Raw genomic sequence first — 23,288 nt, 5'->3', positions numbered from 1 at the left:
TAGTATATGATTATAAAGGACTGGGGCCAAAATTACAATTATATTTTTATGTTTTTCATCACCGCCAGCTGGACAATGTCGCACAGATCGGCCGATTCCTGCTTCAGGCCCTGGCATTCTTTTACATGGCGGTCCTTGAAAGCCTGGTCCTTTATCGATCCCAGGTTTATCAGCACGTTCAGCACCGCCCCCTCCACTCCGGCCCGGGCCATCAGGGCTGCCACCCCGGCATCGGAGGCGGAATTGGCGTTGCCCTTCCGGGCGGCGGCCAGGGATACCTTCATGGCCTCCAGGCAGGTTTTGGCTGTCTGGAGTGGCACCGCTGCCGCCTTCTTGTAGCCTTCCTCCATTGCGGCCTCGCGGGCGGCCTTCTGTTCCGGGGTGGTTTTTGGCAGGCGCATGGCCTCCATCAGTTCATTGAAGGCATTGGTGTCCTCGTCCACCGCCTTGGCCAGCTGGTCCTTTATCTCCTGCCCCTGCTCGGCCAGGTCGGACAACTCTTTCCAGACCTTTTCATATCCCGGCTTGCCCACGGTCAGGTTGGCCACCATGGCCGATAGGGCCGCGCACAGGCTGCCGGCCAAAGCCGCCACCGATCCGCCGCCCGGGGCCGGGGATTCGGACGACACCTCGTCCACAAAATCCCTGGCGGTCAGGGACATCAGCGGGGCGGGCTTAAGGAAGTTGTATTCCACGATCTTCTTGGCCGGGTCGAATTCCGACAGCTGGTCCAAACCCAGGGAGCGGACGGCGGTCTCCACCAGTTCCTTCTCCGGCGCCCCGGCCGACTTGCCCTGCTTTTTCAGGTAGAACTTTCCCGCCTCCAGCATCGGCTTCAACGGCACCAGTCCCACCAGCTCCGAGCCGGTGACTATCAGCCCCAGCTTTTCGGCCTCTTCCCGGGCGGTCTCGAACACCACATGCAGCGGGGTGGTGTTGTAGTTGATGAGATTTATGGACACCTGGGCCTGCCGGTACTGCTCGATATACCAGCCGATGGCCCGCACCGCCTTGAGGCGGCCGGGGACCTTGACCGTGTTTCCCTTCTCGTCCTTGACCAGCTTGCCGGAGGCGTCCTTCTTAGCCCGGCCGCCCTCGCGGATGTTCAGGGCGATCTCGTTGGCCAGCTTTTTGTCCTTGGTGTTGACGTTGACGTTGTAGGCGATCAAAAATTCCCGGGCTCCCACCACGCTGGCCCCCCATTTGTGTTTGAACTTGGCCGGCCCGAAATCGGGCTTCCATTTGGGGTCCTTCAGTTTCTCCTCCAGCGCTTCGTATTCCCCGGTGCGGATATCGGCCAGGCTCTGGCGCTCGGGCGAAGCGGCGGCGAACTCGTAGAGGTAGACCGGGATATCCAGTTCCTCCCCCAGCCGCTTGCCCAGGTCTTTGGCGATCTGGACGCATTCTTCCATGGTCACTCCGGAGACCGGCACGAAGGGGCAGACGTCCATGGCCCCCATTCGGGGATGGGCCCCGCTGTGAGTGGACATGTCTATCAGCTCGTGGGCCTTCTTGGCCGCCTGAAAGGCGGCCTCCTTGACCCCTTCCGGTGTGCCCACCAGGGTGTAAACCGTGCGGTTGGTGTCGGCTCCGGGGTCGACGTCCAAAAGCTTGACGTCGGACACCGAACGGACGGCATCGGAAATGGCATCGATGATCTTACGGTCGCGGCCCTCGGAAAAATTAGGGACGCATTCTACCAGCTTGGTCATGTAGCCTCCTGCATATATATTGACATTAATTGTAATTAATCGACATTAGGCCTGTCTTTTGTGCCTGTGGCATTGATGTAATTGTTCAGTTTTATGGCCAGAGCTGTATGTCTCTTCAGGTATTCATCAAGTATTTGCTGGGATACATATCCGCGCTTATTGCTGAAAAGCATATGGGCTTTTGTCTCGTATAAGGAACCTCTGGCTATCCGGCAAAACTGTTTGTTCTCTTTGTAATGATATCTTCCGAAACCCTCGGCAATGTTACTGTAAACGGATGTCGCCGCTCTTCTGAGTTGCGATGTAAGATTATATTTCTCATCTTCCGGAAATTTGGCAGTAAGCTCATAAATCCAGTCAGCCAGGTCAACGGCCAATTGGTAAATTATCAAATCAGTAAAATCTTGTATCTTGCTCATCACAATAACCCAATGTCACCCAATGTCCATAAATGTCCATTTATTACCCCACAACGATCCGTCCCCTCTTGACCACCGTCTTGACGTAATTCACCCCGTAATGGTACGGAATATACCGGTAATTGGGAATATCCATGATCAGCAGGTCGGCCTGCTTGCCTTCCTCGATTGAGCCGATCCGGTCCCCGCGCTTGAGGGCGCAGGCCGCGTTGTAGGTTGCCGCGCAGATGGCCTCGGCCGGGGTCAGCCCCAGGTACAGGCAGGCCAGCCCGATGATGAACGGCAGGTTCTCGATGGTACAGGAGCCCGGGTTGTGGTCCGTTGCCAATGCCACCGGAATGCCCATCTCTATCATTTTCCTGGCCGGGGCGTAGTTCTTCTTGATGGTCAGACTGGTGCCCGGCAGCAGCACGGCGATGGTTCCGGCCTGTTTCATCAGTTCCAATCCGGTCTGCGAGGGGTAAAGCAGATGCTCGGCGCTGACAGCCTTGACCTTGCCGGCCGCCTCGGCCGCGCCGACAGAGGCCAGCTCGTCGGCGTGGATCTTGGGATACATTCCGTAATTGCTGGCGGCCTCCAGTATCTTTATGGCTTCTTCCGGGGTGAACACCCCCTGGTCGCAGAACACGTCGCAGAACTCGGCCAGTTTCATCTCGGCGATCTTGGGTATCATCTCCTCGCAGATCAGCCTGACGTATCCCGCCCGGTCCACTGTCCCTGGTCCCCGAGCTGAGTCGAGGGGCTGACTTCTGTATTCTTCCGGAAACTCATGCGCACCCATGAACGTTGGAACGACCTCTATAACCTGTAATTCATTTAGATCTTTCACAACCTCCAGTTGTTTGATCTCTGTCTTGGTCTCCAACCCATAGCCGCTTTTAGCCTCGACCGTGGTTGTTCCCCAAAGCAGCATCCGATCCAGGCGTCTCATGGCATCGCGTTTTAAGACCTCGCGGGAAGCCAGCCTGGTGGCTTTGACCGTGGAGCGTATTCCCCCGCCTTTGGCCGCGATCTCCTGGTAAGAGACGCCGGAGGCCCGCATCTCAAACTCGTCCTCCCGGGAGCCGCCGTAGACCAGGTGGGTGTGGCAGTCCACAAAGCCGGGCATGACCACTTGATTTTCGGCGTCGATGACCTTGGTGTGAGGCAGAAGTTTGAGCTTGGGTTTGAGGTCGGAGGTCTTGCCCACCGCCACGATCTTGTCGTTCTCGATGGCCACCAGGCCGTCCTCGATGATGCCGAGGTCGGACATGGCGGAGCCCACCCGACCTAACCCCTTCACCCCTTCCCTCGAGGGAAGGGGACGGGGGTTGGGTTTGCCCTCACCCCGTACCTCTCCAAATGAATTTGGAGAGGGAGAAAGCGTCAGCAGTTGGCCGATATGTTGAATGATGAGGTGCATTGGTTTTATTTGGCGGTTTTATAAAAACTCCATATAGAACTGTTGGTAACGCCCCCAAAACGATCCTTTGCCACAATCTTCCAATAATACGTTTTGGCATTGGTTATTGTACTTAAGGTATACTGTGATGAAGAAAGGTTGGATACCTGGAGTTTTACCGGAGGATTCAATGTATCTAAGTACATGTCGTATGACAGGGTATCATAGGGTATATCGGGATCAGTGCAATCCCAATCGAAATTTATCGGTGAGTAATAACAAGTGGAGCCGTCACTGGGATAAACATAATAATTTGAGAAGCTTGGGTTTGCGTTGATTATCGTAATTGAGGTTTGTGCTGACCAAAGACTGGTATCGCCATATATGTCCATGGCTTGAACACGAATGGGAAATGTGCCCAAGGCCTTAAAGGTGTGGGGCAATGCATAAGTGCTCCACCCATAATAATCATTGGTCCAAATCATCGGAGTACCATCGCTCCAATCAGCCCGGAAATAAAGCGGATCGCCGTCAGGATCTGAGCAGGTGAAATCGAATTCGTATGATTGATTCCGGAAACCGGTAGCGGGACCGATCGGAGTTGTCGGTTGGTTTGGCTTTGTATTGCCGGTGGCCGATGAACCGGTGGCAAATCTCCACACCGCAGACCAGGCCGAAGTCCCTATGGAATTGCTGGCATTGACCCTCCAGTAATAGGTGGTGGATTCGGCCAATGATGGGGACGCGAAACAATTGATATATAAACCGGCCTGACCGGCGGCCAATATCGTGAAGCTGCTGTCCTTTGCTATCTGTATGCAATAACTGGCGGCGCCGCTGCTGGGATTCCAATTGAAAGTCGGGCACAGCACGACCGATGAAACGGTATCGTGCGGGGTGACCAGCACTGGAACCGATGGAACCGCTGTCACCACGACCAGGGCTAAGTTTGCGTTGGTTATTTTTCCGGCATCGACCGTGACATTGGCCGTAGCGCTGGTATATCCGGATTTGGCAGCCAGCACCGTATATGCCCCGGCCTTGATTTCATCGATCTGGTAATAACCGTCGTCACCGGTTGTCACCGAACTGCTGGCCGGAGAGGTAGAGATCACAACGCCCGCAATCGCTCCGTTGGTGGCCGCATCGGAAATCTTGCCTTTGATGGTTCCGGTGCTTATCCCGGTTGGGTCTTTGCCGCAGCCCAATTGGAGGGCTATCATAAACGCGATGGCGATGAGGGAGAACTTTTTCATTGACGATCTCCTTTGGCTAAAGTTTGGTTGATACTAATAAAATTGAATAGCATAGCAGTTGGCCGATATGTTGGATGATGGGGTGCATTATAACTGGAAAATTCATTTCATCATCGGTATCTTGACCTTTTTCTTTTTCGCCACCTGCTTGGCAATGCCATATCCCGCGTCCACGTGGCGCAGAATGCCCATTCCCGGGTCGTTGGTCAGCACCCGCTCTATCCGCTTGGCCATCTCCTTGGTCCCGTCGGCCACCGTCACCTGGCCGGCGTGGATGGAATACCCTATCCCCACTCCCCCGCCGTGGTGGATGGAGACCCAGGAGGCCCCGGAAGCCACGTTGACCATGGCGTTCAGCAGCGGCCAGTCGGCGATGGCGTCACTGCCGTCCTTCATGGCCTCGGTCTCGCGGTTGGGCGAGGCCACCGAGCCGCAGTCCAGGTGGTCCCGGCCGATGACGATGGGAGCCTTGATCTTTCCCTTTTTCACCAGGTCGTTGAACAGCAGGCCGGCCTTGTCGCGTTCACCATATCCCAGCCAGCATATTCTGGCCGGCAGGCCCTGGAAATGCACTTTCTTCTGGGCCATCTTGATCCAGCGGGCCAGATGGGCATTCTTGGGGAAAAGCTTCAACACCGCTTCGTCGGTCACCGCGATATCCCTGGGGTCTCCGGACAGCGCCGCCCAGCGGAACGGCCCCTTGCCCTCGCAGAACAGGTCGCGGATGTACTCCGGCACGAATCCCGGCACGTCGAAGGCGTTCTTGACCCCGTGCTTCACCGCCTGGCCCCGGATATTGTTGCCGTAGTCGAAGGCGATGGCTCCCTGCTTCTGCATGTCCAGCATGGCCTGCATGTGGATGGCCATGGCCTCGTAGGATTTCCGCTTATAAGCTTCGGGATCGTTCTTTCTTAATTCGTTGGCCTGGGCCAGGGTCATCCGGTGCGGCACGTAGCCGTTCAGCTCGTCGTGGGCCGAGGTCTGGTCGGTGACCACGTCGGGGATCACGCCCCGCCGCACCAGTTCCGGATGCACCTCGGCGCAATTGCCCACCAGACCGATGGAAAGGGGCTCCCCCTTTTTTACATATTCGAAGACCAGCTTTAGGGCCTTGTCCAGATCATCCACCATCACATCGCAGTAACCGCTGTCCAAGCGCTTCTGGATTCGGGACGGGTCCACCTCCACGTCCAGGATCACGCCCTCATTCATGGTAACGGACAAGGGCTGGGCCCCGGACATCCCGCCCATGCCGCCGGTCAGCACCCACTTTCCCTTTAGAGTGCCGCCGAAATGTTTTTGAGCCAGGGCCCCGAAGGTCTCGTAAGTGCCTTGGAGAATGCCTTGGGTTCCGATGTATATCCAGCTGCCGGCGGTCATCTGGCCGTACATGATCAGGCCCAGCGCCTCCAGCTTGCGGAAATAATCCCAGTTGGCCCAATGGGGCACCAGGTTGGAGTTGGCGATCAGCACCCGGGGGCAATGGGGATGGGTCTGCAGGATGCCCACCGGCTTGCCGGACTGCACCAGCAGTGTCTCGTCCTCCTTAAGTTTCTTGAGGGACTTGATGATGGCCTGGTAGCAGTCCCAGTTGCGGGCCGCCCGGCCGTTGCCGCCGTAGACTATCAGGTCCTCCGGCCTCTCGGCCACCGCCGGGTCCAGGTTGTTCATCAGCATCCGCATGGCAGCTTCCTGCTGCCAGCCCTGGCAGGAGATCCTGGTGCCGTGGGGGGAATGGATCATCTTGGGCATTTATCTGGTCCTCGATCTATGTTACTTTATTGTCGGGGCAATTCATGAATTGCCCTTACGTGTTATTTCGTCTATGGCCTTCAGCCTGGCCAGCAGCGGCGGGTGGGAATAGTGGAAGATCACATATAACGGGTGCGGGAACAGATTGCTCAGGTTCTTCTGGCTTAATTTTATCAATGCCCCCTTCATATCCGCCGCTGAGGGGTTCAGTTTCAGTGAATAGGCATCGGATTGGTACTCATATCTGCGGGACAGCCAGTTCATGATCGGCGATAGCAGAAGATTCAGCGGCTCGAACAATATGGCCGCCACATACAATGCCACCCCGACCAGGGCCCCGTTGAAGCCTATCCTTTCGAAAAGATCCCCCAGGCCGATGGCGTTGTATATCCAGGGATGAACCAGTATCCGCGATGCCAAGAACAGCAAGATGCCGGAGAAAACCGATACGGTTAATATCAGCTTGAAAACGTGCTTCTCTTTCCAGTGCCCGATCTCGTGGCCCATCACCGACAAGAGTTCCTGGTGGCTGTAGCTTTTTACCATGGTATCATAAAACACTATCCGCCGGGTATTCCCCATTCCGGTGAAAAAGGCGTTGTCATGGGTGCTGCGCTTGGAGGCGTCCATCTGGAAGACCCCGGCCAGGGGGAAATCGGCTTTCTTTGCCATGTCGAGTATATTGTTCTTAAGCTCCTCGTCCTCCAGCGGCACGAACTTGTTGAACAGCGGCATCAAAACCACCGGCGACAGGAATATCATGAGGAAAGTGAATGCCACCACCAGTCCCCAGGCCGCCAGCCACCACCAGTTTCCCAGCCAGTTGATGAAAAGGTAGAAACCGGAGAACAGCAGGCCCATCAAAACGCCCGAGACCAGCAAACTCTTTACCTGATCCCCCAGCCAGGTCTTGATGGTGATGGTGGAAAACCCGTATTTCTTTTCCAACTTAAAATCGGAATAGAGCGAGGCTGGCAGGCCTGTAAGGTAGCCGATCAGCATCAAAATAAGCATTACCGCCAGGCCCTGCAGCAGCGGGGCGACTGCCAGCGCATCGGCCCATAGCGTTATCTGCGGTACTATCCCGGCGGCAAACAGAATTATCACCACCGCGGTTGACACGAACTCGCTCCCGTATCCCAGCCTGGTCTTGGCCCCGGTATACTCGGCGATCTGAGCCACCTTTGTGGCATCAAACAGATCCGAGACCTCCGGTGGCAGGCCCCTCTGGATGCTGGCGTTGAGGTGCGCCAGGTTCAACCCGGACAGCAGGCTGGAGACCAGGTAGCCGAAGACCAGGATGCCGATTATTAAAATCATATTTCAGATAATTGCCGTCAAGTTTTGTTGCATTAATTTCATAACCTCTCCCTTTCCCTCCCTTCGAGGGGAGGGAGGGAAAGGGTGGGGTTATTCCAGGCTCCCCACGGCCTTCTCCACTTCCTCCAGCACTTCTCCCGACCTGACCAGCTCCTTCATGGCGGTGTGGTCCTTGTATAGCGGCCGGTCGATCTCCAGGAAATCCACCTGTTTGCGGACGATCTCTTTGGCCTTGGCGGTGCCGGTTCCGAACTTGTAGTCGCGCAGATCCAGGGCCTGGGCGGCGGCCATCATTTCGATGCCCAATATGCCATAGGCGTTGTCCAGTATCTGGAAATTCTTGATGGCGGTGTTCATGCCCATGGAGACGAAATCCTCCTGGTCGGCCGCCGCCGGGATGGACTGGATCGAGGCCGGGGTGGAAAGGATCTTCTGCTCCACTATCAGGGTGTCGGCGGTGTACTGGGAAAGCATCAGTCCGGAGAACATTCCTCCGCTTTTGGTCAAAAATGCCGGCAGTCCCACGCTGAGGGCCGGGTTGTTGAGCCGGTTCATCCGGCGCTCGGACAGGGCGCTGACCATGGTGATGCAGTATCCGGCCATGTCCATCGGCACCCCCACCGGCGAACCCTGGAAATTGGCCCCGGACAGTTGGAGGTTCTCCTCCGGGAAGAAGATGGGATTGTCCCCCACCCCGTTCAGTTCGATCTCCACCTGGGACCGGGCGTAGGCCAAGGCATCGTGGGCCGCCCCGATCACCTGGGGGGTGGAGCGCATGGAATAGGCGTCCTGGACCTTGCACTTGACCCGGCCCTCGTTGAGGTCGCCGTCGGCCACCATCTTGCGGATGGCCGCCGCGCTGCGCACCGCACCCTTGAAGCCCCGGGCCTCGTGCAGTTTTGCGATGTACGGCTTCATGTTGGCTTTCAGGGCCTCCAGCGACATGGCGGCCGCGATCTCGGCCTGCTTAAGCCAGCGGTTGGCGTCATACAGGAAGATGGCGCTCATGGCGGTCAGCACGTTGGAGCCGTTGATGGTGCCCAGCCCGTCCCGGGCCTGCAGGCCGGGGATCTTGATGCCGGCCTGGTCCATGGCCTCTTTGCCCGGCAACAGCTGTCCCTGGTAATAGGCCTGGCCCTCTCCCAAAAGAAGCAGGGCTATCTGGGACATGGGCGCCAGGTCGCCGCAGGCACCGACCGAACCCTTCTGGCAGACATAAGGCGTGACCCCCTTGTTCAGCATCTCCACCAAGGTCAGAGTGATCTCGGGGCGGATGCCGGAGTTGCCGTGGGCGTGGACGTTGATCCGCCCGGCCATGGCGCCGCGAACATATTCGATGGGAGCCGGATCGCCGATCCCGGCGGCGTGATTGTATATCAGGTACTTTTGGAAATCCCTGACCTGGTCGTCGTTTAAAACTACTTCGGAGAATTCTCCGATCCCGGTGTTGACTCCGTACATGATCTCATGGGCTTCGATCTTCTTCTCCAGCATGGCCCGGCATTTCTTGATCCGTTCCAGGGCCTCGGGGGCCAGCTCCACCTTTTCGTTGTGCCGGGCGATCCTGACCATTTTTTCGATGGTCAAACCGGAACCGTTGAGTATGATGGACATTTTATTGTTCTCCTGCAATCTATTCTTTAAACTCATCCCCTCTCTCCCCTTCTCTTGCAATAGAAGTGGCAGGGGGTTGAGTTGGGTTATTTGAGTTTTCCTATGCTCTTCTCCACCGCTTCCAATAACGACCGGTCCAGGATCATGTCATTGATCGCTTCAATGTCCAGGTGAAACTCCCGGTCATGCTTGAACGCTTTCACTGCTGAACGAACGGCCGCATAGGCCGCCCCCACCCCCTTACCCGGTTTCAGCGGTTTGAGGAACTCCAGGCCCTGGGCGGCGGCCAGCAGTTCGCAGGCCAGCACATAGCGCACGTTGTCGCAGATCTGCCCGGCCTTGCGGGCTCCGATGGTGCCCATGGAGACATGGTCCTCCTGGTTGGCCGAGGTGGGGATGGAGTCCACCGAGGAGGGATGGGCCAGGACCTTGTTCTCGGAGACCAGAGAGGCGGCGGTGTTCTGGATTATCATCAGCCCGGAATTCAAGCCGCCCTGCTGGGTCAAAAAGCCCGGCAGGCCGGACAGCGAAGCGTCCAAAAGCCTGGCCAGACGGCGCTCGGAGATGTCGGCCAGTTCGGCCGCAGCGATGCCCAGGTAATCCATGGCCAGGGCCACCGGCTGCCCGTGGAAATTCCCGCCCGAGAGCACTTCGTGCTCTTTCACAAATACCAGTGGATTGTCGGTGACCGAGTTGATCTCCGTTTCCAGCACCTGGCGGACATGCATCAAAGCGGTCTTGGTGGCCCCGTGCACCTGGGGCATGCAGCGCAGGGAGTAGGGATCCTGCACCTTTTGACAATCCTTATGGGACTTTCTTATCTGACTGCCGGCCAGAAGCCTCCTGAGGTTCTCGGCAGATTCCTGCTGCCCGCGGTGCGGCCGCAAGGCATGGATCCGGGGGTCAAAGGCCTTGTCGGTGCCCCGCAGGGCCTCCAAAGACATGGCCCCGGCGATATCGGATATTTTGCAGAGTTTTACGGCCTCCAGCAGGTTCAGTATGCCCACCGCGGTCATCACCTCGGTGCCGTTGGTGATGGCCAGGCCCTCCTTGGCTTTGAGCACCAGCGGTCTCATTCCGGCCTTTTTCAGGGCCTCGGCGCCGCTGACTATCCGGCCCATATAAAAGGCCCGCCCCCGGCCGATCAGCACCAGCCCGATATGGGCCATGGGGGAAAGGTCCCCCGAGGCCCCCACCGAACCCTGCTGCGGGACCAGCGGGATGATGTCGTTGTTCAAAAGCCCCAATAGCTGCTGGACCACCACCGGCCGTACGCCGGAAGCCCCCTTGGCCAGCTGGTTGGCCTGCAGCAGCATGACGGCCCGAACCTGATAAGGCTGGAACAGCCGCCCTACCCCGGTGGCGTGGCTCCTGATAAGGTTCTCCTGGAGCTTGTCTATCTCTTCCAATGAGATCCTGACCTCGGCGAACTTGCCGAACCCGGTGGTGATGCCGTATACCGTCCGGTTCTCCTTGATGATCTTCTCCACCACCCTGCGTCCGGAATTGATACGGGCCAGCGCCTGCGGAGACAATGAAATGACCGCCGGCTCCAAGGCAATCTTCTCCAGTATTTCCGGCTTCAGGCTATTGCCGGCAAGGACAAGTCTTTGTTTCATAAGCATTTTACTGATATAGGTTAATTAATTATTTTAGCCCAAAGTCATCAAGAAGTCAAATAAAAAAGAGCCTCTCCCCGGGAGGCCCTTTTTAAAAAGACAACTCAAAAATCACTGATATATTGCCGATACTCGGGGTCGGTCTTCTCCTCGGAAGTTTTGGAATAAATCAGCTCGAATTTGCCAATTCCCGCCTTATCAAAGAAGATGAACTTCCTCCCGTTATCATAGCTCCAGATGTCATGAGGCCGGTTCTGGAGGGCGTTGGTGGTGATCTCCCGGTCGTCCCAGGGGCCGTATTTGATATAGATCCGTCCTCTTTCGGTCTGGCTGCCTTTAAGGCCGCCGGCAAAGTTTTCGGTAAAATTCTGATCGGCATATCTGCAGCGTTGGGCATGGGCGATCAGCGCCTCATTTTCTTTTGTTTCCGGAACCGGGTCGCGTTGTTTCCAGAATCTTCTCAACAATTCTTTTTTGCCGTTCTCATCAAGCTTGCTCAGCAGATCGATCTGTTGCTTGACCCCGATATGTTCTATCCGGGCGGAATAACCCCCGCCGTCCCGCTCCATCTGGGCGATCTCCCCGGCGATCTTCTCCTTTTCAGCCAGCATAACCATCCCGGGGTGGGTGATCTCAAAATTGACGTAGCTGCTGGCTAGGATCCTGGAACCCTCGATCAGCTGAGCCCGTAAACGATACCGTCCCTCCGGCAGATCGTCGATCCTCAGGCCTCCATAGTCGGACAGCGGGCCGGGGATCGCTGCAATCTCCTTGTGGCTGATGATCTTCTGGGCAGGGTCCTTTTCCGAAAAATATAAAACCCTAAGATACCTTTTGTTCAGAGTGTCGACAGCTGCCGCCAGGTTGTAGATCTCATAATAATAATACAATTCATCGTCAAAGACCCTGCTGGGCCAGGGTTTTACCGTCAGTGACCCTTTTTTAAACCGGCCCGGACTGGAGTCAACTGCGATGCCGGAGGACAGCTCTATATGGCTGAGGCCCAGATCCCCGTATCCCGGCACATCGAAAATAGTGTCCACCAGGCCCTGTTTTCCCCCGGCCAGGTCGGTGATGGTCATAAGCAAATTATAACTGCCTGGTTTCAGCCTCCGGGCCTCGACCTGGTCCAGCATCACCATATCCTTCTGCTTCAGCATCTGCTCGGTGGGCATGGGGGACAATGAATTCCAGCCTTCTCTCAGCACCAGGGTGCCTTTCTGGTCTTTAAGCAGTATCTCCGTCCGGAAGAGTGCCATTTTCCGCCCCAGGGTGTCCCTGGCCGTAAAGTCGCCGGCCCTTATGCTCCAGTAGATCTCCTGCCAGGTCTGGCCGCTGTCGCTGGCAAAGGACGCCCCATCCACCCAGAATTCCAGCGTTCCTTTGGATTTTAGGGGAAAGGCCCCGGCCAGGCCGGAAAAGAGAATCAGAACACCAGCGGCCCAGGCGGCAATTTTGATCTGCCTCATTTCTAGATCTCCTTGTTAGCGTAAACTATCCGGTAATCCCCGAACCCGTGGCGGTCCAGGAAAATTATCTTCAGCCCCTCCTGGTAATAATACCATGTCTCATAGGGCGGGGAATCGATTTCAAAGGGATGCTTCTCGGTCTCGTCGGGCTGTCCGTATTTAATGTATATCCGCCCCATGTCGGTTCTCCAGCCGGGCCTGATGCTGGAGCCGAAGTTGCTGTTGGCGTAGTTGATCTTCTCATAATAGGCATCGCGGTATTCGTTCTTGTCGGTGTCCGGAGTGGGATCGCGGGACTTCCAAAAGGTTTTCCACAGGCTGTCCCGCTGTTCGGGTCCGGCCTTCCTCAGACTGTCGAATTCGCTTCGCCTGGAAATATATTCCACCTGGGCGATCTTTTCCTCGAAATCGCCCCTGGTAAGCAAGGCCGGGTTCTGTACCATCACCTGATACTGGCTCTGCCATAGCAGGTTTTTTTTATGGTCGCTAATAACCAGGCCCAGCCGGTAGTTGCCGTCCGGAAAGCTGTCGACCGGGATGATCGTTCGGGCCTCGCGGCCAGGCCGATCGGTGATCCCCTGGGTCTTCTGCCAGACCGTCTTCTGGGTCCGGGGATCGCTGAGGCTGGCTTTCAAGTCCAGGCTGTCGGACCCTTGGTGATATAGATCCACCCGGAATATTATCGGCCCGGCGCCATCGCCGTATATCCGATTGGGCCAGGGGATCAGGCTGCCGTGGTAGTCGCGCTCAAACTTCACCCCGCCGATATAATTACCGCTGGAAAGGAACGGGACCGTCAACTGCTGGTCGAATTGGCCCATCCGGTCCGAATTTTCATCCCGGCAGGTTATCTTGGCCCGGTACCCGCCGGGGGGCAGCGGCAGGATCAGGGTGTCGGCCAAAATGCTGTCGCCTCTCTGCAGCTGGTGATAATTTGGGATCTTAACCGTCCTCTCCCAGCTATCGCCGGCTGTTTGCTGGCCGTCCTGGTCATAGATGATCACGGAGATGGCATAGCCCGCTTGGTAATTTTCCCCCTCGGCTATGAACTGCAGCTGGTCCATGGCCAGCGAATAGGAGAATTCAATGTTGCTCCGCCCCAGGCTGTCCCGGAACAGGACCCTCTGCAGGTAGAATCTCAGGGATCCCTGGCTGGCCTCGGTGTACTCGGTCATCATCTCCGGCCGGCGGCCCATGGCCCCGGCAGATGGAACGGCAATGAACAGAGAACCAAGGAGGACCATGATATACTTGGGTTTTATTCTCATCGTTTCAGTTTAATTGATTTTGATCGTATTATCAAGTGCCGCCGGAGAATAATTTTTTGGCTTATTTTATCCGGGGCTTCAGCAGGAGGTAACAGATGAGGCCCAGAAGGACCGGCAATAAAACCAGCAGCAGGGGGTTGATCTCCCGGCTCTGGGCGGTCATCACCAGCCCGCCCCGGGCCGAAGCATCCATGGGCCGCAGCCAGACGACCCGGGAGCCCGATAACGAGTCCCCGTTGCTGGAATATACCTGCCCCGGCAGGGTCAGGCTGTTCTTGATCCAGGTGCCTCCGGCGGCCGGCAGGTTGCTGGTGTCCCGGCGGGGCAGGTAGCGTTCGTAATAGCTGTAATATATCCACCATTTGACGGCCCTCTTGGAGAAGATCACGGTGTCGGTTTGGCTGGAGAAATCATCCAAACGGGATGAACGGTAGGACCACACCAGCTCCAGCGATCCGTCCTCTCCCGGGATCTCCTGCTTGGAGACGGCGCTGACGCCTTTTTGCTTCTCCAGGTCCTGCCCGGGGAGATCGAACATTTTGGCCGAGGCCCCCGCCCGGTAAAACCTGGCCAGCATGGGCTCCAGTGTTATCCTATAGGTCCGGCTGCCCGAGAGGTCCCGGCCGGCCTTGGTCTGGACCTCCACCGAAACGCAGCCGGATAAAAAAAGCCAGCAGGAAAGGCCTGCCAGCAGACGGGAACAAAGGCGAACCTGTCTCATTCGCCTTTGTTCTTTATCAGTTTGAGCCGGAAGACATCCTCCCTCTCCCTCTGCTCCAGGACGCTTTTGATGTAGGCCATCTGGCGGTACAGCCGGGGGATCACGATCTGTTCCAGGGCGTTGACCCGGCGGGTGGTCTTCTTTATCTCCTGGCCCAGTTTTTTCAGGCGGGTCTCCCGCCCGGCCACCTCCACCAGCAGGTCGATCATCTCCTCGAAATTATCGGCGGTCTTTATCACCCGGCCCGGGGCGGTGGCGGCGTTGTACCCTCTCTGGAAGGGGTCCCTTTTCAGGCTATGGGCGGTGGAGACCTCGGGGATCTTGATGCCCCAGACGTTCTTCTCCGCCACCTGCAGCATCACCTGGCGCTTGCCGGCCAGGGCCGCCGATTCCAGCAGGGGCTTGCCCTCTATGGAGGCCGCAATGTTCAACTGATTGACGGCCTCCTGGGCCGCCGCGTTAAGCTTGTTGCGCGATTCCAGCGTGTTCCGGACCACGCCGAAGAACTCCGCCACCAGGGCGTCGCGTTTCTTCTTCAGCAGGTCCACCCCCTGTTTGGCCAATGATACCTGGGCCTTTCGGGCCAGCAGGTTCATCCTGGTTGGCGATACGTTTTCCATCTGATGCAAATTTTGCTTATAATTTCAAATTTTAGAACAAACCCTTTTTGCCGCCGAACAACGATCCCAGCACTCCCCTGATGATGGCCCTTCCCGCCTGGCTGGCGGCGGCCCGGGCGGCGCTTTTGACCATGGCCTCTCCCAGGCCCTGGCGCTGGCGGCCGGCCGGTTTTGTCCCCGGGGCAGGGGCCGCCTGCTGCACCCGCATGGCCTTGGCCTTCAGCATCTCATAGGCCGACTCCCGGTCGATGTCCTTTTCGTAATGGCCGAACAGCACCGAACCTTTTATCAACCGGTCCCTCTGTTCGGCGGTGATCGGACCGATCTGGCCGGAGGGTGGAAGGATCAGGGCCCGTTCCGCTATGGCCGGGCTGCCTTTTTCCTCCAAAAATGATATCAGGGCCTCGCCCACCTCCAGCTGGGTGATGGCCTGTTCGATGTCCAGCTTGGGGTTCAGGCGGAAGGTCTGGGCCGCGGCCCTGATCGCTTTCTGGTCGTTGGCGCTGAAGGCCCTTAAGGCATGCTGCACCCGGTTGCCCAGCTGGCCCAGGATCTGGTCGGGGAGGTCGCTGGAATTCTGGGTGATGAAATAAACCCCCACCCCCTTGGAGCGGATCAGCCGCACCACCTGCTCGATCTTCTCCAACAGGGCCTCCGGGGCGTCGTTGAACAACAGGTGGGCCTCGTCAAAGAAAAAGACCAGTTTGGGTTTGGGCAGGTCGCCCACCTCGGGCAGCTGCTCAAACAGCTCCGACAGGATCCACAGCAAAAAGGTGGCGTAGGTTTTTGGCGAATTCATCAGCCGGTCGGCCGACAGGATGTTGACCACCCCCCGCCCCTGGGGATCGGTCTGGATGATATCGTCCAGATCGAGGGCCGGTTCGCCGAACAATTTATCGGCCCCCTGCTCCTCCAGGGCCAGCAAGGCCCGCTGGATGGCGCCGATGCTGGCCGCCGAGATCTTTCCGTATTCGGTGGTGAACTCCGAGGCGTGATCGCCGGCATATTGGAGCATGGACCGCAGGTCCTTCATGTCCAGCAGCAGCAGTCCGTCATCGTCGGCGATCCTGAACACCAGCGAAAGGACGCCGCTCTGGATCTCGTTCAGGTTCAACAGGCGGGACAGCAGCAGCGGGCCCATCTCCGACACCGTGGTCCTTACTGGATGGCCCGAGACTCCGAACACGTCCCAGCAAGCCACCGGGCTGGCCGAAAACTGGAATCCTTCCAGGCCGAGTTTTTTAAGCCGTTGGTCGATCTTGGGGTTCGAAGCTCCCGGCTGGCTGAGCCCCGCCAGGTCGCCCTTGACGTCGGCCATGAAGACCGGCACCCCGATCCGGCTGAAGCTCTGGGCCAGCACCTGCAGGGTGACGGTCTTGCCGGTGCCGGTGGCCCCGGCTATCAGGCCGTGGCGGTTGGCCATCTGGGGAAGCAGAAAAAGCTCTTTTTCCCCCTTGGCGACCAGGATGGGAGTTATGCTCATGGTCCGGTGCTGCGTTTATGATCTATGTTTTAAAATTCGAAGCCGGTCAGCTCTTGGTGCTTTTTGGCTACCTCCTGCCGCAATTTTTGGCGATAGGCGGAAGTGGTATCGGCCGGTTTTTTATTTGCTTCCAGCTTTTCAAATACGAAATCGCTGTCGGCCGAGGCAAAACTGTATTCCGGGTCAGCCCGATATTCATAGATGGTGGTCTTCCCCGGTAGTATTTCCGCTTCGACCAGGTTCCCGTTGGGATCCAATCCCCTGCCGTCAATGATGCTGGCTGTGATCCTGATGCTGTGCCGGCCGGCCGGAAGTTTTAACAGATAGAGAAAATGCTTGGGCAGGTTGTTGTATCTTTTCTTCACTTCCCTGATATTGGGCAGGAGGGAAAAATCCGTGCTATCCTTCATCGCCACCAGGGCGGTGAATCTGCCGCCGGCGTCCAGCGGCCGGCCGTCCAGCTGGAAGGTCACCGGCACGCTGTAGATGTTCATCAATAAAAGCAGGACCCCGCTGTCGGCCTCGGAAGATGATTGCTTGGGCTGGACCTGAACCTTGCCGGTGAGCACTATCTGATAGGTGCCGTCCTGCAGGTAGCCGATGTCCATGATCTGGAAACCGGGCAGCAGGACCGCCTTGGCGTTGGATTCTATGAAATCCTCCTGCAGAACGGCGTTCTTTACTGTTGACTTCGATTCCACCGTCACCCCGGCCTGCTCGATGGCCTGGCGCTTGGCGTCCAGCACCGCCTGCTTGTAATCCTGCTGGCGGGAGGTCTTCTTGCCGTCGTCCAGGCCCTTGATGGTGACGTCCAGGGTCTCGGCAGTAGCTGGAGAAACTAGTAGTAACACAGTAAAGATGTAAAAAATGCCGGCGCATATTGATATAAGATTTCTTCTCTTCATTAATTTCCTCATTACTAGAAATGGTATTGGTAACCTACGTTTATATCACCATTCACTTCATTTATATCAAAATAATATGGCGTTTCGGCATACATATTAAGCGTCTTGAGATCAAAACCGATAACACCCAACATTAAAGCCCTGCCCAAAATCAAGCATAATATGCCCAGAGGCCGCGAAGAAACCATTTTTGTGGTATCTACCTCGTTGCGCCAATAAAATGGTTTTATCGTTAAATACAAAGCGTCCAGATCCAATAAAATATACCCGATCCCCATGGTCCAAGTCGTGTTTTTGGGAATCATGGGATTGCTGTAACAATACATAATGCCTAAACCAGGATTCAGCATTGAAATTCCCAACGCCTTTGCGCTGGACTTTTTAGGCAAACGGCGATCAGTGATCGGACCCCTTTGTAAAAGGGAGATCTCCTGCTGCATCGCCGAGACAGTGATATATGCAAAGTCATTGGCCGGGGCCTTACCGCTATTACCGTAACCACCCCACTGCACAGCTTTTGATACCATTTTGAGACTGTCGCCGCTGCGGCGGGTTAAAAATCTTACTTCTCTCGTTGATTCAAAGGCATTTAGAGGCCATTGGGTAATCTGGTACACCGAGTCGTTTTGCTTCTCAGTTTGCAGCTTCAGGTTATTGGCCACGTGCACCAAGGCGCTATCGAATTCCGAAGAGGTACAAACCACTTCGCGGATTTGGGGCACAGGTGGTTTGATCCCAGCACACCCTACAAAAATCAAACAGATGGTTGCACAAACCGCAATAAGGATAACTCTACTTGTTTTCATTTTAACCACAACTGCATTACACAATTGAAACCCTAAAACGATTCTAGAATCACCGTTCTTCCCTGCCGTACATCTTCTCCATGGTCTCGCCGTGGTAATACTTGTGAATGTGGTCCTTGCTGATGCGTTTTAGCTCCTTGGCCGGCAGTTCGGACATCAGGTCCCAGCCGATCTGCAATGTCTCCTCGATGCTGCGGTCGGTCTGTCCCTGGTTGATCATCACCTTCTCGAAACCCTCGGCGAACTTGAGGTACTTGCGGTCGATCTCGGTAAGGGCCTCCTCGCCGATGATGGCCACCAGCTTGCGCAGGTCGCGGCCCGAGGCATAGGCGGCATACAGCTGGTTGGCCCACTCCCGGTGGTCCTTGCGGGTGTGACCCTCGCCGATGCCGTTGTTCATCAGGCGGGACAGCGAGGGCAGGGGATCGATGGGCGGGTAGCAGCCGATGCGGTGCAGCTGGCGGGACAGCACCAGCTGGCCCTCGGTGATGTATCCGGTCAGGTCGGCGATGGGGTGGGTGATGTCGTCGTCCGGCATGGTCAGGATGGGGATCTGGGTGATGGAACCCTTGCGCCCGTGGATGCGGCCGGCCCGCTCATAGATCTGGGCCAGGTCGGTGTACATGTAGCCGGGATAGCCGCGCCGCCCCGGGATCTCCTCGCGGGCGGTGCCCACCTCGCGCAGGGCTTCGCAGTAGTTGGTCATGTCGGTCAGGATCACCAGCACCTGCATGCCGTGGTCATAGGCCAGGTGCTCGGCGCAGGTCAGGGCGCAGCGCGGGGTCAGGATACGCTCGATGGTGGGATCGTCGGCCTTGTTCATGAAGACCACCGTCTTGGCCAGGGCCCCGGACTCCTCGAACTCGGTGATGAAGAAGGCCGCCTCGCGGGAGGTGATGCCCATGGCGGCGAACACCACCGCAAACTCCTCCTTGGCCCCCAGCACCTTGGCCTGCTTGACGATCTGGGCGGCGATCTCGTTGGCCGGCAGTCCGGCCCCGGAGAAGATGGGCAGTTTTTGGCCCCGCACCAGGGTGGCGAAGCCGTCGATGGTGGAGATACCGGTCTGGATGAACTCCTCCGGCTTGGCCCGGGAGGTCGGGTTCATGGGCTGACCGATGATCTCCAGCCGCTTCTCTGGGATGATGGGCGGCAGGCCGTCTATCGGCTCGCCCAGGCCGTTGAAGCGCCGGCCGATCATGTCGCGCGACACCGGAATCCGGGCCACGTCTTCTTTTAAGCTGACCGAGCTCTTGGCCAGGTCCAGCCCCCGGGTCTCCTCGAACACCTGGATCACGGCGTATTTCTCCGAGACCTCGATGGTCTGCCCGCCCTTTTTGCTGCCGTCGGGCAGTTCGATCTCCACTATGGACCCGTAGGACAGCCCCTTGGCGTTGTCCACGAACAGCAACGGCCCGGAGATGTAGGAAATGCTCTGGTATTTCTTGGTGGTTAAGTCCATGAATGCCTCGTAATTTTATATATCAATTTATTTTAACTTCTATTTAACGCGACACCATGAATGATATCGCTGGATATTCATCAAGGCTTATTCAAAGCCTTCCTTATTAGGCCGCACCGGCGGCCTTGTTGGTTGGCAAGCGATAGGTTTTCAACCTATCGCAATTAATCGTGAATGGAATCTACCCGTCGGCCTTGATCTGCTTCACTAATTCGGCCAGCACCTCCTCGGCCTTCTCGGCCGGCACCTGGCAGGTCCCAACCTTGTCATGCCCGCCGCCGCCGTACTTCAGCATCAGCGAGCCCACCTTGGTCTGGGAGGTCCGGTTGATGATGCTGTGCCCCACCGCGAACACCACGTTCTGCTTCTTGAGGCCCCACATCACCCGGATGGAGATGTTGATATTGGGGAACATCCCGTATTCCACGAAACGGTTGCCGCTGGGGATCTCCTCCATCTGGCGCAGGTCCACCACCAGCACCTTGTCCTCCACCCTGGAGTGGCCCTTGATCATTTCTTTGTACATCCACTCCGATTCGTGGTAGCGCTTGACCCGCTCCTTGACGTCCGGCTGCTCCAGGATCTCCTCGATGGGCATGGTCCGGCAGGATTCCATCAGGTCCTGCATCAGCTGCAGGTTGCTGATCCGGTAGTCGCTGTAGCGGCCCAGGCCGGTGCGGGGGTCCATCACCACCGCCAGCAGCAGCCAGCCCCGGGGCTCGGCCACCTCCTCGATGCTTAGGTCGCCGGAGTCGGACTTGTCCACCGCGGTCATCATCTCGGTGAAGCGGGGGAACTTGTCGGCCCCGCCGTAATGCTTGTAGATCACCCGGGCGCAGCTCTTCTCCGGGCTGGACCAGCCCTTGTAATCGGCCGGGAAGGCCTTGCGCTCCAGCTCGGACATGTGATGGTCGAACCACATCCCGCAGCCCTTGGCATAGGGCACGTTGGCCAGCACGTCGTCGGCCGTGACCTCGACCTTGCCGTCCTGGACGTCCTTGGGGTGGACGAACAGAATATTGTCGATGATGCCGGCCTCCTTCAACAGGACGCCGCAGATCAATCCATCGAAATCCGCTCTGGTTACTAGACGCATAATTCACCTATACTGTTATGTTTATTCTACTATCTATCATCCTGAGATTCCTGCGGTGCGCCACAGGCTGAAGGATGACAGTGTCACCCGTTCACCCTGCCAAGCGAAATTGCCCTCTCAGGGTGACATCTGATGGGAAGTCGATTATTTCCCGGCGAAGGTATCGGCCAGGCCGGCCATGAATTTATCCATATGGGCCTTGAATTCCTTCTGGGGAACCTCTTTGAACCGGGCGCACTGTTCTATCTGCTGGAGATTGAGAATATCGTTGATATGCATCTTGCCGTGGGAGATGGCCTTTTGGCACTCGTCGTACAGGGCCAGGATCCCTTTCAGCATCCAGTAGCCCTTGTCCAGCGAGCAGTGGCCGTCCACCTCGGAGAAGGCGTGCTGCTGCAGAAAATCCTCCCGCAGCATCTTGCCCACCTCGATGATCATCCGCTCGTTGTCCTGCAGGGCGTCCGGGCCCACCAGCTGGACCACCTCCTGCAGCTCGGCCTCCTTCTGCAGCAGCTCCATGGCCCGCCGGCGGACCAGGTCGTAGTCGCCCACCACGTTCTCCTTCAGCCAGCCGGTGAGCATCTCGGCGTACAGCGAATAGGACCGGTTCCAGTTGATGGCCGGAAAATGCCGGCGCTGGGCCAGGCTGGCATCCAGGGCCCAAAAAGTGCCCACGATCCGCAGGGTGCTCTGGGTGACCGGCTCGGAGAAATCGCCCCCCGGAGGCGACACCGCGCCCACCACGGTCACCGACCCGATGCGGCCGTCCGAGCCCAGGCACACCGTCCGGCCGGCCCTTTCGTAGAAGGCGGCCAGCTTGGAGGACAGGTAGGTGGGATAGCCCTCCTCGCCGGGCATCTCCTCCAGCCGGGAGGATATCTCGCGCAGGGCCTCGGCCCAGCGGCTGGTGGAGTCGGCCATCATGGCCACCGAGAAGCCCATGTCCCTAAAATATTCGGCCAGGGTGATGCCGGTGTAGATGGAGGCCTCCCGGGCCGCCACCGGCATGTTGGAGGTGTTGGCTATCAGCACCGTCCGTTCCATCAGAGGACGTCCGGTCTTGGGATCCTTCAATTCCGGGAATTCGGTCAGCACCTCGGTCATCTCGTTGCCCCGCTCGCCGCAGCCCACGTAGATGATCACCTGGGCGTTGGAGTGCTTGGCCAGGGTCTGCTGCACCACCGTCTTGCCGGAGCCGAAGGGCCCGGGGATGGCGGCGGTCCCGCCCATGGCCACCGGGAACAGGGTGTCCAATATCCGCTGGCCGGTGATGAACATCTCGTTGGGGTCCATCTTTTTCTTGAAGGGCCGCGGCTCGCGCACCGGCCAGGCATGCATCATCTGCAGCTTGGTGCCGTCATCCAGGGTGGCGATGTCGTCGGTCACGGTGTAATCGCCCTCTTTGACGATGTCCTTTATCTTCCCCGTGATCTTGGGCGGCACCATCACATTATGCACGAACCATTCGTTCTCCTGCACCCGGCCCAGCAGGTCGCCGCCGGAGACCTGGTCTCCCTTCTTGGCGGCCGGCTGGAAATGCCATTTCTTCTCCCGGTCCAGGCTGGGAACCTCCACCCCGCGGGCGATGAAGTCGCCCTCCATTTTCTTGATCTGATCCAGGGGACGCTGGATGCCGTCGAAGATGGCCTCCAGCAGGCCCGGCCCCAGCTCCACCATCAGCGGCTGGCCGGTGGTCTCCACCTTCTCGCCCACGAACAGGCCGGAGGTGTCCTCGTAGACCTGGATGAAGGCGGTGTCGCCGTCCAGCCGGATGATCTCGCCCACCAGCCCCAGCTTGCCCACCCTGACTATGTCGTACATCCGGGCGCCCATCATGCCCTTGGCAATGACCGCCGGCCCGGATATCTTCTGAATGATGCCCTGCATAAAAACTCCTGGAACGATTTATATAAAGATGTTATTTACTTGTTCGGTTAAAATTTATAATGTAATGTCCGGCGGACACCATTATACCACCACCAAATATTGACGGCAGAACTATCTATGGTCGTAAGGGTATCGGAAGCGGCAAGGACGCTAGTTGTTGTGTCAGAAACCCAGCTATCATAGGTCGTTCTAGTAAAAAGGCCTAAATAATATTCGTCACTCTGTGCCCCGGGCCCATTAGATGGCTCGGTTAATATCTTCCCGTTATTCAGATAAACTGTGAACTTATCCGAATCCGACCCTGATTTAATACCGGAATAATTCTGGATTTTATAAATTAAAGTTACATTTACTTGGCATTCATTATAATAGGCATTAATCGTATCCGTTAAGCTTACTTCTGTAAGCACAGGCTCACTTGTCGATTCTGTTGGCTTGCTGCATCCCCATATTGCAATCGATATAATAAGGGAAAGGCAATATTTTGCTAGCCGTTTC

General features: G+C 57.2%; 18 protein-coding genes. All 18 read right to left on the bottom strand.

Annotated features, from left to right (window positions below; all coding sequences use genetic code 11):
- Window positions 1-38 precede the first annotated feature (38 nt).
- Window positions 39-1,712, bottom strand: a complete 1,674-nt coding sequence (gene ftcD, locus RDU76_03890; GenBank protein MDQ7798072.1) for a glutamate formimidoyltransferase — start codon at window positions 1,710-1,712, stop codon at window positions 39-41.
- Between the two features lie 35 nt (window positions 1,713-1,747).
- Entirely contained in the window at window positions 1,748-2,131 is a 384-nt protein-coding gene (locus RDU76_03885) for a four helix bundle protein (GenBank protein MDQ7798071.1), read from the bottom strand.
- Window positions 2,132-2,174: 43 nt separating this feature from the next.
- Entirely contained in the window at window positions 2,175-3,413 is a 1,239-nt protein-coding gene (gene hutI / locus RDU76_03880; protein ID MDQ7798070.1) for an imidazolonepropionase, read from the bottom strand.
- 125 nt (window positions 3,414-3,538) lie between these two features.
- On the bottom strand, window positions 3,539-4,768 hold the full coding sequence (locus tag RDU76_03875) for a carboxypeptidase-like regulatory domain-containing protein (GenBank protein ID MDQ7798069.1): 1,230 nt from the start codon (window positions 4,766-4,768) through the stop codon (window positions 3,539-3,541).
- Window positions 4,769-4,870: 102 nt separating this feature from the next.
- Window positions 4,871-6,520, bottom strand: a complete 1,650-nt coding sequence (hutU, locus tag RDU76_03870; GenBank protein ID MDQ7798068.1) for a urocanate hydratase — start codon at window positions 6,518-6,520, stop codon at window positions 4,871-4,873.
- Window positions 6,521-6,562: 42 nt separating this feature from the next.
- Window positions 6,563-7,840 carry a M48 family metallopeptidase gene (locus RDU76_03865; protein MDQ7798067.1) on the bottom strand — a complete coding sequence of 426 codons (1,278 nt, stop codon included), beginning with the start codon at window positions 7,838-7,840 and terminating at the stop codon, window positions 6,563-6,565.
- Window positions 7,841-7,930: 90 nt separating this feature from the next.
- Entirely contained in the window at window positions 7,931-9,454 is a 1,524-nt protein-coding gene (locus RDU76_03860; GenBank protein MDQ7798066.1) for an aromatic amino acid ammonia-lyase, read from the bottom strand.
- 86 nt (window positions 9,455-9,540) lie between these two features.
- Window positions 9,541-11,073 (bottom strand): histidine ammonia-lyase, encoded by a 1,533-nt coding sequence (gene hutH / locus RDU76_03855; GenBank protein ID MDQ7798065.1) that lies wholly within the window; start codon window positions 11,071-11,073, stop codon window positions 9,541-9,543.
- Between the two features lie 104 nt (window positions 11,074-11,177).
- A complete protein-coding gene (locus RDU76_03850) occupies window positions 11,178-12,542 on the bottom strand; it encodes a GWxTD domain-containing protein (GenBank protein MDQ7798064.1) in 1,365 nt (454 codons plus the stop codon).
- A 2-nt stretch (window positions 12,543-12,544) separates the two neighbouring features.
- Window positions 12,545-13,810 carry a GWxTD domain-containing protein gene (locus RDU76_03845; protein ID MDQ7798063.1) on the bottom strand — a complete coding sequence of 422 codons (1,266 nt, stop codon included), beginning with the start codon at window positions 13,808-13,810 and terminating at the stop codon, window positions 12,545-12,547.
- Window positions 13,811-13,871: 61 nt separating this feature from the next.
- Window positions 13,872-14,531: a hypothetical protein gene (locus RDU76_03840; protein MDQ7798062.1), complete on the bottom strand. Its 660-nt coding sequence runs from the start codon at window positions 14,529-14,531 to the stop codon at window positions 13,872-13,874.
- Window positions 14,528-15,151, bottom strand: a complete 624-nt coding sequence (locus RDU76_03835) for a V-type ATP synthase subunit D (GenBank protein MDQ7798061.1) — start codon at window positions 15,149-15,151, stop codon at window positions 14,528-14,530. The genes RDU76_03840 and RDU76_03835 overlap by 4 nt, the downstream gene beginning before the upstream one ends.
- Before the next feature lie 31 nt (window positions 15,152-15,182).
- Window positions 15,183-16,634, bottom strand: coding sequence for a DUF853 family protein (locus RDU76_03830; GenBank protein ID MDQ7798060.1), 1,452 nt, complete (start codon window positions 16,632-16,634; stop codon window positions 15,183-15,185).
- A 29-nt stretch (window positions 16,635-16,663) separates the two neighbouring features.
- Entirely contained in the window at window positions 16,664-17,539 is an 876-nt protein-coding gene (locus RDU76_03825; protein ID MDQ7798059.1) for a hypothetical protein, read from the bottom strand.
- Between the two features lie 14 nt (window positions 17,540-17,553).
- A complete protein-coding gene (locus tag RDU76_03820) occupies window positions 17,554-18,345 on the bottom strand; it encodes a hypothetical protein (protein ID MDQ7798058.1) in 792 nt (263 codons plus the stop codon).
- A 49-nt stretch (window positions 18,346-18,394) separates the two neighbouring features.
- On the bottom strand, window positions 18,395-19,807 hold the full coding sequence (locus tag RDU76_03815; protein MDQ7798057.1) for a V-type ATP synthase subunit B: 1,413 nt from the start codon (window positions 19,805-19,807) through the stop codon (window positions 18,395-18,397).
- Window positions 19,808-19,988: 181 nt separating this feature from the next.
- A complete protein-coding gene (locus RDU76_03810; protein MDQ7798056.1) occupies window positions 19,989-20,903 on the bottom strand; it encodes an exopolyphosphatase in 915 nt (304 codons plus the stop codon).
- 144 nt (window positions 20,904-21,047) lie between these two features.
- Window positions 21,048-22,790 carry a V-type ATP synthase subunit A gene (locus tag RDU76_03805; protein MDQ7798055.1) on the bottom strand — a complete coding sequence of 581 codons (1,743 nt, stop codon included), beginning with the start codon at window positions 22,788-22,790 and terminating at the stop codon, window positions 21,048-21,050.
- Window positions 22,791-23,288 lie beyond the last annotated feature (498 nt).

The organism is Candidatus Edwardsbacteria bacterium (genome assembly GCA_031082425.1).
In the GTDB taxonomy this organism is placed as follows: domain Bacteria; phylum Edwardsbacteria; class AC1; order AC1; family EtOH8; genus UBA2226.
The sequence above is the reverse complement of the archived record's forward strand: the minus strand, read 5'-3'. Positions and strand labels throughout refer to the sequence as shown.

Bases quoted from the DNA above. Each gene is read 5' to 3' on its own strand.
- hutU (MDQ7798068.1), bottom strand. From the start codon at position 6,520: ATGCCCAAGATGATCCATTCCCCCCACGGCACCAGGATCTCCTGCCAG.
- RDU76_03835 (MDQ7798061.1), bottom strand. From the start codon at position 15,151: ATGGAAAACGTATCGCCAACCAGGATGAACCTGCTGGCCCGAAAGGCC.
- RDU76_03805 (MDQ7798055.1), bottom strand. From the start codon at position 22,790: ATGCAGGGCATCATTCAGAAGATATCCGGGCCGGCGGTCATTGCCAAG.
- hutH (MDQ7798065.1), bottom strand. From the start codon at position 11,073: ATGAAACAAAGACTTGTCCTTGCCGGCAATAGCCTGAAGCCGGAAATA.
- RDU76_03840 (MDQ7798062.1), bottom strand. From the start codon at position 14,531: ATGAGACAGGTTCGCCTTTGTTCCCGTCTGCTGGCAGGCCTTTCCTGC.
- RDU76_03865 (MDQ7798067.1), bottom strand. From the start codon at position 7,840: ATGATTTTAATAATCGGCATCCTGGTCTTCGGCTACCTGGTCTCCAGC.
- RDU76_03810 (MDQ7798056.1), bottom strand. From the start codon at position 20,903: ATGCGTCTAGTAACCAGAGCGGATTTCGATGGATTGATCTGCGGCGTC.
- ftcD (MDQ7798072.1), bottom strand. From the start codon at position 1,712: ATGACCAAGCTGGTAGAATGCGTCCCTAATTTTTCCGAGGGCCGCGAC.
- RDU76_03875 (MDQ7798069.1), bottom strand. From the start codon at position 4,768: ATGAAAAAGTTCTCCCTCATCGCCATCGCGTTTATGATAGCCCTCCAA.
- RDU76_03825 (MDQ7798059.1), bottom strand. From the start codon at position 17,539: ATGAAGAGAAGAAATCTTATATCAATATGCGCCGGCATTTTTTACATC.
- RDU76_03860 (MDQ7798066.1), bottom strand. From the start codon at position 9,454: ATGTCCATCATACTCAACGGTTCCGGTTTGACCATCGAAAAAATGGTC.
- RDU76_03815 (MDQ7798057.1), bottom strand. From the start codon at position 19,807: ATGGACTTAACCACCAAGAAATACCAGAGCATTTCCTACATCTCCGGG.
- RDU76_03830 (MDQ7798060.1), bottom strand. From the start codon at position 16,634: ATGAGCATAACTCCCATCCTGGTCGCCAAGGGGGAAAAAGAGCTTTTT.
- RDU76_03845 (MDQ7798063.1), bottom strand. From the start codon at position 13,810: ATGAGAATAAAACCCAAGTATATCATGGTCCTCCTTGGTTCTCTGTTC.
- RDU76_03885 (MDQ7798071.1), bottom strand. From the start codon at position 2,131: ATGAGCAAGATACAAGATTTTACTGATTTGATAATTTACCAATTGGCC.
- RDU76_03850 (MDQ7798064.1), bottom strand. From the start codon at position 12,542: ATGAGGCAGATCAAAATTGCCGCCTGGGCCGCTGGTGTTCTGATTCTC.
- RDU76_03820 (MDQ7798058.1), bottom strand. From the start codon at position 18,345: ATGAAAACAAGTAGAGTTATCCTTATTGCGGTTTGTGCAACCATCTGT.